General features: G+C 66.1%; 9 protein-coding genes. 2 read left to right on the top strand and 7 right to left on the bottom strand.

The features are described from left to right. Positions 1–5: 5 nt before the first annotated feature. Both rpsG and rpsL read right to left on the bottom strand, forming a co-directional pair. Positions 6–473, bottom strand: coding sequence for a 30S ribosomal protein S7 (gene rpsG / locus QQS53_RS01735; protein WP_070768185.1), 468 nt, complete (start codon positions 471–473; stop codon positions 6–8). A gap of 6 nt (positions 474–479) precedes the next feature. Then, the gene (rpsL, locus tag QQS53_RS01730; protein ID WP_070768184.1) at positions 480–851 is read right to left on the bottom strand and encodes a 30S ribosomal protein S12; all 372 of its coding nucleotides are present in this window, start codon (positions 849–851) and stop codon (positions 480–482) included. Positions 852–1,399: 548 nt separating this feature from the next. On the opposite strand from rpsL, the gene QQS53_RS01725 reads away from it, so the two are divergent. Then, positions 1,400–3,223: a ribonucleoside triphosphate reductase gene (locus tag QQS53_RS01725; RefSeq protein ID WP_472774245.1), complete on the top strand. Its 1,824-nt coding sequence runs from the start codon at positions 1,400–1,402 to the stop codon at positions 3,221–3,223. Next, positions 3,204–3,911, top strand: coding sequence for an anaerobic ribonucleoside-triphosphate reductase activating protein (locus tag QQS53_RS01720; protein ID WP_472774244.1), 708 nt, complete (start codon positions 3,204–3,206; stop codon positions 3,909–3,911). The genes QQS53_RS01725 and QQS53_RS01720 overlap by 20 nt, the downstream gene beginning before the upstream one ends. Positions 3,912–3,941: 30 nt before the next feature. Here the strand turns inward: QQS53_RS01720 and QQS53_RS01715 are convergent, their stop codons facing one another. The 5 genes from QQS53_RS01715 to QQS53_RS01695 all read right to left on the bottom strand — a co-directional run bounded on the left by QQS53_RS01715 (position 3,942) and on the right by QQS53_RS01695 (position 11,691). Continuing rightward, complete coding sequence (locus QQS53_RS01715; RefSeq protein ID WP_472774243.1) at positions 3,942–4,592, bottom strand: hypothetical protein; 651 nt, start codon at positions 4,590–4,592, stop codon at positions 3,942–3,944. An 8-nt stretch (positions 4,593–4,600) separates the two neighbouring features. Then, positions 4,601–5,371, bottom strand: a complete 771-nt coding sequence (locus tag QQS53_RS01710) for an energy-coupling factor transporter transmembrane component T family protein (RefSeq protein WP_472774242.1) — start codon at positions 5,369–5,371, stop codon at positions 4,601–4,603. Beyond that, a complete protein-coding gene (locus QQS53_RS01705) occupies positions 5,364–6,839 on the bottom strand; it encodes an ABC transporter ATP-binding protein (RefSeq protein ID WP_472774241.1) in 1,476 nt (491 codons plus the stop codon). The genes QQS53_RS01710 and QQS53_RS01705 overlap by 8 nt, the downstream gene beginning before the upstream one ends. Next, the gene (locus tag QQS53_RS01700; protein WP_472774240.1) at positions 6,832–7,416 is read right to left on the bottom strand and encodes an ECF transporter S component; all 585 of its coding nucleotides are present in this window, start codon (positions 7,414–7,416) and stop codon (positions 6,832–6,834) included. The genes QQS53_RS01705 and QQS53_RS01700 overlap by 8 nt, the downstream gene beginning before the upstream one ends. A 282-nt stretch (positions 7,417–7,698) precedes the next feature. Further along, entirely contained in the window at positions 7,699–11,691 is a 3,993-nt protein-coding gene (locus tag QQS53_RS01695) for a DNA-directed RNA polymerase subunit beta' (protein WP_472774239.1), read from the bottom strand. Between the last annotated feature and the right edge of the window lie 100 nt (positions 11,692–11,791).

Genomic DNA, 11,791 nt, shown 5'->3' with positions numbered 1-11,791 from the left:
GGAAATTACCAGCGGTAGTGGGCGAAGGCGCGGTTGGCCTCGGCCATCTTGTGGGTGTCTTCGCGACGCTTCACGGAAGCACCCAGACCATTGGAGGCGTCCAGGATCTCATTGGCCAGACGCTCAATCATGGTGTTCTCACGACGCTGGCGGGTAAACGTCACCAGCCAACGCAGGGCCAGGGTGTTGGCGCGGCCCGGGCGGACCTCCACCGGCACCTGGTAGGTAGCGCCACCGACACGGCGGGAGCGAACCTCGAGATCCGGGCGGATGTTGCCCAGAGCCTTTTCCAGCGTGTCAACCGGCTCGGTACCGGTCTTCTCGCGGCACATTTCCAGCGCACCGTAGACGATACGCTCTGCGGTCGACTTCTTACCGTCCTTAAGGACCTTGTTGACCAGCTGAGTAACCTGCTCAGACTGGTAAACGGGATCCTTTACAACCGGACGCTTCGGAGCAGCATTCTTACGCATTTTTTATTACTGTCCCTTCTTCGCGCCGTAACGGGAACGAGCTTGCTTACGGTCCTTGACGCCCTGGGTATCCAGCGCGCCACGGATGATCTTGTAGCGGACACCCGGAAGGTCCTTCACACGACCACCGCGCACCAGCACCATGGAGTGCTCCTGCAGGTTGTGGCCCTCACCCGGGATGTAGGCGGAAACCTCGATGCCGGAGGTCAGACGAACACGGGCGACCTTACGCAGTGCCGAGTTCGGCTTCTTCGGCGTGGTGGTGTACACGCGGGTGCACACGCCACGACGCTGCGGGGAGCCCTTCAGCGCAGCGGTGGACACCTCGCCGCGCTTGCTGTGGCGGCCCTTGCGGACCAGCTGTTGAATAGTTGGCATATTTTCAGTCTTTCTGTTGACTTCTACGGCCGGCCGCCGGATAAGAGGACTAAACATGCAAAAATGAGGGCTCTTTTCCGGGGCCCTGCCGCACGTCCAGAACCTCACCCTAGCCGCGGCCAGTTTAAGGATCAGACTTCTTCGTCGCACGTATACGACGAGACCTTTGGAACCTTACCGGATAACACGCCAAAAAGAAAAATCACCGCCGGGCCGAAAATTTTGTGGCCCGGCGTACCGAAAGTCTAGTGACAAAGTCCACGGAACTTTCCCCTCCCCTCCAAAGGGGTAGGCCAAACGGCGGGCTGGGGCGGACGTCACGGCCACTACATGGCCTTCGGTTCACGCAGCGAACTCTTCCCCCAAACCACAACATGTTGTGTTCGTGAGCTACCACACCGGAATATATGGAGTTTCGGCTAACTCACACCGTCGAAATTACAGCTATGTTGTCCATCGAAAGCGCTTTTTACTTAGCCCGCCCCTGGGCTCGCGGCACCGGCCCTGCCGCGACGGCTTCACCACTTCCCTGAACCGAAAGGACACCCATGGCTTACCAGCCTTCCGCACACGCTGCGCAGCACACGACCATTGACGTGCAGTCCACCCTGGACGAGTACCTCGAGCGCGCCGACTGGCGCATCCACGCCAATGCCAACCAGGACTACTCCCTGGGCGGGATGGTGCTCAACACCTCCGGCAAGGTCACCGCCAACTACTGGCTCAACCACGTCTTCTCCCCCGCCGCCGGGCACGCGCACCGGGCCGGCGATCTCCACATCCACGACCTGGACATGCTCTCCGGCTACTGCGCCGGCTGGTCGCTGCGCCAGCTGCTGGAGGAAGGCTTCGGAGGCGTGCCCGCCACGGTCAGCTCCGCCCCGCCCAAGCACTTGTCGTCCGCGTGCGGCCAGGCCGTCAACTTCCTGGGCACCCTGCAGAACGAATGGGCGGGCGCGCAGGCCTTCTCCAGCTTCGACACCTACATGGCCCCCTTCGTGCGGCTGGACAACTTGAGCTACGAGCAGGTGAAGCAGACCCTGCAGGAGTTCGTCTTCAACCTCAACGTGCCCTCGCGCTGGGGCACGCAGACGCCCTTTACCAACCTCACCTTCGACTGGACCTGCCCGGCCGACCTGGCGGATATCACCCCTCTTATCGGCGGCGAGCCCGTCGACTTCCGCTACGGGGACCTGCAGGCGGAGATGGACCTTATCAACCGCGCCTTCCTGGAGGTCATGTCCGCCGGGGACGCCGACGGCCGCCCGTTTACCTTCCCCATCCCGACCTACAACATCACCGAGGACTTCGACTGGGACAGCCCGAACGCCCAGGCCCTGTTCACCATGACCGCGCGCTACGGGCTGCCCTATTTCCAGAACTTCCTCAACTCGGATCTGGATCCCGGCATGGTGCGCTCCATGTGCTGCCGGCTGCAGCTCGACCTGACGGAGCTTCTCAAGCGCGGCAACGGCCTGTTCGGCTCGGCGGAACTGACCGGCTCCATCGGCGTGGTCACCCTCAACTGCGCGCGGCTGGGCTACCTCTACCGCGGCGACGAGGAGGCGCTGCTGGCCCGCGTGGACGAACTGGTCGACCTGGCCGTGGACACCCTGGAACGCCGCCGCGCCTTCGTCCAGGAAAACCTGGACCGCGGCCTCTACCCGTACACGCGGCGCTGGCTGCCCAGCCTGGACAACCACTTCTCCACCATCGGCGTCAACGGCTGCAACGAGATGATCCGCAACTTCACCCAGGACGCCTACGATCTCACCGATCCGCAGGGCCACGACCAGGTCGCGCGCCTGCTGGACCACGTCAACGCCCTGCTGACCCAGGCCCAGGAGCGCACCGGGCACCTCTACAACCTGGAGGCCTCCCCGGCCGAGGGCGCCACCTACCGCTTTGCCCGCGAGGACAAGGAGCGCTTCGAGGACATCCTGCAGGCCGGCACCGCGGCGCAGCCCTACTACACCAACTCCTCGCAGCTTCCGGTGGCCCACACCCCGGATCCCTTCGGCGCCCTGGCCGCCCAGGAGGATCTGCAGTCCAAGTACACCGGCGGCACCGTCCTGCACCTGTACATGGGTTCGGCCATGTCCTCCGGCGACGCCTGCGCCACGCTGGTCAAGCGAGCGCTGAGCACGTTCCGCCTACCGTATATCACCATCACGCCGACGTTTTCCATCTGCGCCTCGCACGGCTATATCTCCGGTGAGCACCCGCAGTGCCCGGAGTGCGGCGAGGCTACGGAGATGTGGACCCGCGTGATGGGCTATTTCCGGCCCGTGTCCAGCTTCAACACCGGAAAGCAGGGCGAGTTCCACGAGCGCGAGTACTTCGCGGAGTCTTATGTCGGCCCAGCTCATTAATCCCCCGGGCGCTTCCGCCGGGCCGGCTAGCTCCTCGCTGCCCATCGCGGGGGTCATCCCCTTTTCCACCTGCGACTGGCCGGGCAAGCTCACGATCACGGCCTTCGTGCAGGGCTGCCCGCTGCGCTGCCGCTACTGCCACAACCCGGCGCTCCAGCCCCTCGGAAACGGCGGCGGCGACCGGGGCTTCGGGGGCGCCCAAGGCTTCGAGGAGGTGCTCGACCTGTTGGAGGCGCGCAGGGGGCTTATCGATGCCCTGGTCGTCTCCGGCGGGGAGCCGCTGGCGGTGCCCGGGCTGGCCGATGCCATCCGCCGCACCCACGCCGCCGGTTTCCCGGTGGGGCTGCATACCAGCGGCTATAGCCCAGCGCGGCTGCGGCGCCTGCTGGCGGATCCGGACACCCGGCCGGACTGGATAGGACTGGACGTCAAGGGCCTGCCCGGGGACTTGCCCGCCGTGGCCGGGGTGACCTCCGCGGTAGCTCACCGGATGTGGCAGAGCCTGGATATCGCCGCGGAGACCGCCCGCTCTTACGGCATGGGGCTGCAGCTGCGCACCACCTCCTGGCCCGGCTCCGTGGTGGAAAGCCACCTGCCGCAGCTTAAGGCCGCGGCGCGGGCGCGGGGATGCGAGCTGGTGGTCCAGGCCGCCCGCGGCTGCGACGCCGAGGGCTATTACCGCGGCTAGGCGGCTGGTGCGGCAGGCTTTCTTCCTCCGCTAGTCCTGCGCCGGGGTCCAGTCCCAGTGGACGTCGAATTCAATTCCGGCGGCCTCGAGTTCTGCGAAGTGCACCTTTTCTTGGTCCTCCCAGACCTCGAACCACTCGGCGTAATACGGATCGCGGCTCAGCGCGCGCTCCTTGCGCTCTGCGCGCGGCCCGGTGACCCAGACGGCCACGACGCTGCCGCGCTGACGGGCGGTGGCCAGCGACTCCGGGGTTACCGAGCCCACGCCCTCGACGATGAGGTCGTCGCGGGCGTCCAGGCTCATCCATTCGCCGGGGGCGTTGGCCTCCCAGTCCCACCGCCAGTAGCCGGGGTTCATCTGACGCAGCACGTGCTCGTAGACCATCTCCGAGCCGCGGTCCAGGCCGTGCCAGCCCGGGTAGAACTCGTCCAGGTGCACCACCTGGCAGTTGTCGTGCTCGGCCAGACGGGCCGAGAGCCAGGTCTTGCCCGCCCCCGACGGGCCGTCGATGAGCACGGTGACGGGCTTCATCGGCCGCTTGGTCTCGGCGGCGAGCTCTATCACCCGCGCGACCACGTAGGCCTGCTGCCGGTCGATGCTCAAGTGTTTTAGCGCCGCCGCGGACGGCAAGGGCTCGTCCGCGACGCCACTAGCAGGTTGCTCGGGCTGGTCAGAGGGCATAGAAGCTATCACAATCCAAAAAATCGCCAAGAGTTCGTGATTACCGAAACTACCACCGGGACGGCCGCGAGCACTACGGCACCGGCCATGACCAGCCAGTCTTGGGTACGCAGGCGGGATTCGCGGGCCCAGGTCCGGCTCCTGCCGTGCGGCGGGGTGCGGCCAAAACCGCGGGCCTCCATCGCCGTGGCGAGTTTGCCGCCGCGCCGCAGGGCCACGACCAGCAGGCCGAAGGACATCGAGGCCATGTGCGCAATCCGGCCGCGGTCGGTCAGCCCCCTAGCCCGGCGGGCCCGCTCCATGGACGCCCAGTCGTCCTTGAAGAGCGTGGCCATGCGCACGCCGGCCACCGCGCCGATGACAAAGCGCGCGGGCAGCCGCAGCACCTGGGCCAGTCCGTCGCCCAGCTCCGTCGGGTCAATGTCGCGCGCCAGCACCACCACGGGCAGGGCGACAGCCAGGACACGGATCATCACCGCGATGGCCAGCTCGACCGAGTTCTCCGTGACCACCGCCAGCCAGATGGAGAAGTACTCCTTCCCGCCCGGCCGACCGTACAGCAGCATGGAAATACCCGACAGCGGGGCGATAATCAGCAGGGGCCAGGCCAGCCGGACCAGCCGGGGCCAGGGCACCCCGCACAGCGGGGCGAGCAGCACCGTCAGGCCCAGGGAGACGGTCGCGCTGACCCAATCCAGGCTCAGCAGCAGCGGCGTGGTGATGATGACCATCAGCGCCAGCCGGGTCACCGGGTTGACAGTCGCCAGGATATTAGGCATTTCGCCCCTCCCTTCGCCGGTGTCCGCGGGCGCGGCTCGCTGGCACGCTGGGCGCGGCCTCGGGGGCCGTGACGCGGATGTGGGCATCACCCAGCGCCGCAATGAATAGCTCGTCGTGGGTGATGGAGGCGATCGTGGTGCCGGCGTCGACGAGCTCGCGCAGCATGACGACTAGCTCGGCGAAGGTAGACGGATCCTGGCCGAAGGTGGGCTCGTCGAGGAGGACCACCGCCGGCGCGGTCACCAGGGCGGTGGCCACGGACAGGCGTCGCTTCTCCCCGCCAGAGAGCGTGAACGGGTTGGCCTCCAGCAGGTGCCCGAGGCGGAGGCGCTCCACCAGCTCGTCGATGCGCGCGGTCGGCACCTCCTCGCCCATCACCGTTGGGCCCACGCGCAGCTCCTCGGCCACGCTGCGGGCAACGAATTGGTGCTCCGGGTTCTGGAAGACGTAGCCAATCCGGTGCGCCAACTGTCGCGACTTCCACTTCCGCGGGGTGGGCGGCAGCCCGCGGGCGACCTCCTCCGACATGCCGATCTGGCCGCTGACTGGGGCGAGCAGGCCGGCCATGGTCATCAACCAGGTGGTCTTGCCGGAGCCGTTCGGCCCGGTAACCACGGTAGAGGCCCCGGCCGGGATCTCGTAGCTGCGCGGCGGGCCGAAGCGGGTGACCAGGTCGCGGGAAAACATCGCGGCCGGCGCGTGCGCGGCAACCGGCCGGGCTTCCGGCAGACCAGTCACCGCCCGGGCGGCGGCCACTTCCGCGACGGTGGAATCCGCGCTCACGCGCCCATCGCTGAGCATAATCGCACGCTCCAGCAGGTCTTCCCAGCCGGAGTAGTTGTGCTCGACCACGACGAGCGTCGCGCCGGTGGCCTCGACGGTATCGCGCACCGCGGCGATAACGTCCCGGGCGCCCTGCGGGTCCAGGTTGGCCGTGGGCTCGTCGAGCAGGATGAGCCCCGCGCCCATGGCGATGATCCCGGCCAGCGCCAGGCGCTGCTTCTGCCCGCCGGACAGGCGCTGCGTCGGGTGGTCAAGGGCGACGTCCAGGCCCACCACGTCCAAGGCGTGGCGCACCCGGCGCCAGATCTCTTCCCTTTCCACGCCGAGGTTCTCGCACCCGAAGGCGACGTCGTCACCCACGCGGGAGGCGATCACCTGCGCGTCCGGGTCCTGGAGCACCAGCCCCACCGGGACGGTCCGCCCAGGCGCCTCGCGGTGGCCGGCCCCGTCGTAGAGCGTCAGCTCGCCGGTCTGCTCGCCCTCGTCATCGCCGCCCAGCACGCCCGCGAAGGCGGCCAGCAACGTCGACTTGCCGGAGCCGGAGTCCCCGCACAGCAGGACGCGCTCGCCCGGCCCGATGTCGAGCTCAATGTCTTTAAGCGCCGCCCGGTTGCGCCCGGCGTGCTGCCAGCCGAATCCCCGCGCGTGAAGTCCCGTCGGGTGACTGGCAGCGGGACTAGGCACGGGCTTCCCGGCCTACTGCAAACCGGTCCAGGGCGCCGGTGCGCGCCAAGGCGCGGACCAGGTAGTAGCCGAGCACGCCGGCCAGGACGGCGCCCGAGACCACCAGGCAGGACAGGTAGATGAGGTTGAATTCCAGCGACTTGGCCAGGTTGGCGGACGTGAACAGCTCCAGGATGAACGCGCCGATGCCCGCGCCGATGCCGGACAGCGCCGCCACCGGCAGCTTGAAGTTGCGGTAGGCGAAAATCGCCAAGACGATCTCGACTCCCAGGCCCTGGGCCAGTCCGGAGTAGAGCGTCTCAATACCCCACTGGCTGCCCAGCGCCGCGGAGACACACGCGGCCAGCACCTCGACGAAGATAGCCGCGCCCGGCTTGCGTATCACCAAGCAGCCGATGACGCCGCCCAGCAGCCAGATACCGGTGGCCAGTCCCCCGAGCCCCGGTGTGAGGCTATCCATGGCCATGAACCACGCGTACCCCACGGTGTTCCACAGCAAGAAAATCAGACCGCAGGCCACACCCAAGATGGATGCAACCACGATGTCTACAACACGCCAATGAAGCCTATTCGGCATTTTTCCTCCCTCGCGCCGGCATTACCCGGATCAGGTTCTACGGTTCGGCCCCAAGGCCATCTCAGCCGCTGGACTTTGCCGCCAGCAGCTCCCGCGTTTGTTTAGTTGTACAGGCGATTAGCATAGCAAGCCCCTGCGCACCACAAAATCAGGTGCCCGAGCGGGGGTGAAGTCTTGGCAAGGTTGACGCACAAAGACAGCGGCCCCGCAGCCTCCCGGGAAGGAGGTGCGGGGCCGCTGTGCAGACCGAATGTGTGCGGTTAGACCGCGGGAGTACTTCCTTTAGAAGAAGTCCTCCTCCAGCGGGACGGAGGCGCCGGTGAACTCACCGAAGCTGTCGTCGCTGTAGATGGTATCGCTGTAGGTCGGGATGGAGTACGCCGCGTTGCGGGCGGCCTCCGTCGGCTTCACAGTGATGTTGCGGTAGCGGGAAATACCGGTACCGGCCGGGATCAACTTACCGATGATCACGTTCTCCTTGAGACCAATGAGCTTATCGGAGCGCTTGTTGATAGCGGCATCGGTAAGCACGCGGGTGGTCTCCTGGAAGGAGGCGGCGGACAGCCAGGACTCGGTAGCCAGGGAGGCCTTGGTGATACCCATGATCTCACTGCGCAGCTGTGCGGGCTCGCCGCCCTCGGCCACCTGCGCCGCGTTGATCTGCTTGGCCTCGGACAGGTCCACCAAGGTGCCCGGCAGGAACTCGGTCGAGCCGGCGTCGATGACCGTGCCACGACGCAGCATCTGGCGGATGATGATCTCGATGTGCTTGTCGTGGATGGCCACACCCTGGGTCCGGTACACGGCCTGGACCTCGTCGATGAGGTGCTTCTCCACGCCACGGCGGCCCAGGACCTCCAGGACGTCGTGCGGGTCGGCCGCACCGCGCATCAGGCGCTCGCCGGTTTCGACGTGGTCGCCGTCGCGCAGGGAACGCTCGATCATGGCGTCCGGGTTGGACTCCATCGGGCGGCGCACCTGGGCCAGGCCCTGGCGCTTCGACAGCTTCTCGTAGACCACGTTGTCCGAACCATCGTCCGGAGTGATGGTCAGGGTCCAGAAGTTGCCCTCGTCCGACAGGGACACGGTGCCGTCCACGGAGGCGATCGGGGCGCGGTTCTTCGGGTTACGGGCCTCGAAGAGCTCCTGCACACGCGGCAGACCGCCGGTAATATCGCCGCCGACACCGCCCTGGTGGAACGTACGCATGGTCAGCTGGGTACCCGGCTCACCAATCGACTGGGCGGCCACGATACCGACGGCCTCGCCGATATCGACCAGGTGGCCGGAAGCCATGGACTTGCCGTAGCACTTAGCACAGACACCAGCCGGGGTCTGGCAGGTCAGCACGGAGCGGACCTTGATCTCCTGCACGCCAGCCTGGACCAGCTTGTTGGTCAGGCTCTCGGTCAGGTCGGAGCCGGCCTCAGCCAGCACGTTGCCGTCGGCGTCCTTGACGTCGGTAGCCACCACGCGGCCGGAAGCGGAGGTCTCCCACAGCTCGTGAACCGCGTACTGGCCCTCGGCGACCTCAGTGCCTACCGGCACGCGCACGCCCTGGCGGGTGCCACAGTCTTCATCGCGGACGATGACGTCCTGGGCCACGTCGACCAGACGACGGGTCAGGTAGCCCGAGTCGGCGGTACGCAGTGCGGTATCCGCCAGGCCCTTACGGGAACCGTGCGAGTTGTTGAAGTACTCCAACACCGACAGGCCTTCACGGAAGGAGGTCTTAATCGGACGGGTGATGTAGTCACCCTTGGAGTTCACGACCATGCCCTTCATGCCGGCCAGCGTCCAGATCTGGCGCATGTTACCGGCGGCACCGGACTTAACGATCATCGGGATCGGGTTGTCGTCCGGGTAGAGGTTCTCCACCGCGTTACCCACGGTGTCGGTGGCGTCCTTCCAGAGCTCAACCAGGCGATCGTAGCGCTCGCGCTCGGTCAGGGCGCCCTGCTCCCAGTACTTGCGCTCGATCCGCTCGGCTTCCTTCTCGTAGGACTCCAGGATCTCGGTCTTGTTCGGCAGAACCAGAACGTCGGACATGGTGATGGTCACGCCGGAACGGGTAGCCCAGTAGAAACCAGCGTCCTTCATCTTGTCCAGGACCTGAGCCACGGTGATCATCGGGTACTTGACGGCGAGATCGTTGATCACGTCGCCCAGCAGCACCTTGTTGCCAGACCCGCCCTTACGGACCATGACGCCCTCGAGGTACGGGTAGTTCCACGGCAGCAGCTCGTTGAACATGATGCGGCCGATGGTGGTCTCCGCCAGCCAGGCCTGACCGCGCTCCCAGCCGTCCGGGAACTGCTCGGCCTCGATGTCCTCCGGCGGACGCAGGTGGTCGATGCGCACCTTGATCGGCGCCTGCAGGCCCACCACACCACGGTCGCGCGCCATGAGCGCCTCCGCGTAGGAGGAGTAGACGCCGGTGGCCGGCTTGTCGGTCTCCGCGGCGTGGAAGCGGCCCTCGCCGCCAATCTCGTCCTCGGCCTTGTCCATGGTCAGGTAGTACAGACCGGTGACCATATCCAGGCGCGGCATAGCCAGCGGCTTACCGGAGGCCGGGGACAGAATGTTGTTGGAGGCCAGCATCAGGACGCGGGCCTCGGCCTGGGCCTCGGCGGACAGCGGCAGGTGGACTGCCATCTGGTCACCGTCGAAGTCGGCGTTGAAGGCCTCACACGCCAGCGGGTGCAGCTGAATGGCCTTGCCCTCCACCAGCTTCGGCTCGAAGGCCTGGATGCCCAGGCGGTGCAGGGTCGGCGCGCGGTTCAGCAGCACCGGGTGCTCGGAAATGGCCTGCTCCAGCACGTCCCAGACCTCGGAACGCTGGCGCTCGACCATGCGCTTAGCGGACTTGATGTTCTGCGCGTAGTCGTTTTCCACCAGGCGCTTCATGACGAAGGGCTTGAACAGCTCGAGCGCCATCAGCTTCGGCAGACCGCACTCGTGCAGCTTCAGCTGCGGGCCGACGATAATAACCGAACGGCCGGAGTAGTCCACACGCTTACCCAGCAGGTTCTGGCGGAAGCGGCCCTGCTTGCCCTTGAGCAGGTCAGACAGGGACTTCAGCGGGCGGGAGCCCGGGCCGGTGACCGGACGGCCGCGGCGGCCGTTGTCGAACAGGGCGTCCACGGACTCCTGCAGCATGCGCTTCTCGTTGTTGACGATGATCTCGGGTGCGCCGAGATCGATCATGCGCTTGAGGCGGTTGTTGCGGTTGATCACGCGGCGGTACAGGTCGTTCAGGTCGGAGGTGGCAAAGCGGCCACCGTCCAGCTGGACCATCGGGCGCAGCTCCGGCGGGATAACCGGTATAGCGTCCAGGACCATGCCGGCCGGGTCGTTGCCGGAACGCAGGAACGCGGCGACGACCTTCAGGCGCTTCAGGGCGCGCATCTTCTTCTGGCCCTTGCCGTTGTTGATGGTCTGGCGCAGGACCTCAGCCTCGGCCTCCAGGTCGAAGTTGCGGATGAGCGTCTGGATGGCTTCCGCGCCCATGCCGCCGGTGAAGTAATCCTCGTAGCGGTCGACGAGCTCTTCGTAGATGTTCTCGTCGATGATCATCTGCTTCGGGGCCAGCTTGACGAAGGTGTTCCAGATTTCGTCCAAGCGGGCGACCTCGCGCTCGCCGCGCTCGCGGATGTGCTGCATCTCCTTGTCCGCAGCGTTCTGGACCTTGCGGCGGGCGTCCGCCTTGGCGCCGGCTTCCTCCAGCTCGGCCAGGTCGGCCTCGAGCTTGGACGCGCGCTCGGCGATTTCCGCCTCGGTGTCGTCCTCCACGTCCTTCTTCTCGAGCAGCATCTCGCCCTCGAGGGTGGACATGTCGTTGTGGCGGGCCTCTTCATCCACGGAGGTGATGATGTTGGCCGCGAAGTAGATGATGCGCTCCAGATCCTTCGGAGCGAGATCCAGCAGGTAGCCCAGGCGGGACGGGACACCCTTGAAGTACCAGATGTGGGTAACCGGAGCGGCCAGCTCGATGTGGCCCATGCGCTCACGGCGGACCTTGGACTTGGTGACCTCGACGCCGCACCGCTCACAGATGATGCCCTTGTAGCGCACGCGCTTGTACTTACCGCAGGCGCACTCCCAGTCGCGGGTCGGACCGAAGATACGCTCGCAGAACAGGCCGTCCTTCTCCGGCTTCAGGGTTCGGTAGTTGATGGTCTCGGGCTTTTTAACCTCGCCCTTGGACCAGCGACGGATGTCTTCAGCGGTGGCCAGACCAATGCGGAGCTCGTCGAAGAGGTTTACGTCGAACACGTAAATTCTCCCTTTCATCCTCGTCTAACGAGGAATTGTTGGCATTTGAAAAAGTAACTTGTTTCCTTGCCCGCCGCTGGGAAAACCAGCGGCGGACCTA

This window comes from Corynebacterium sp. 2571A (assembly GCF_055700935.1).
Note: the sequence above shows the minus strand (reverse complement) of the source record. Positions and strands in the feature narration are given on the sequence as shown.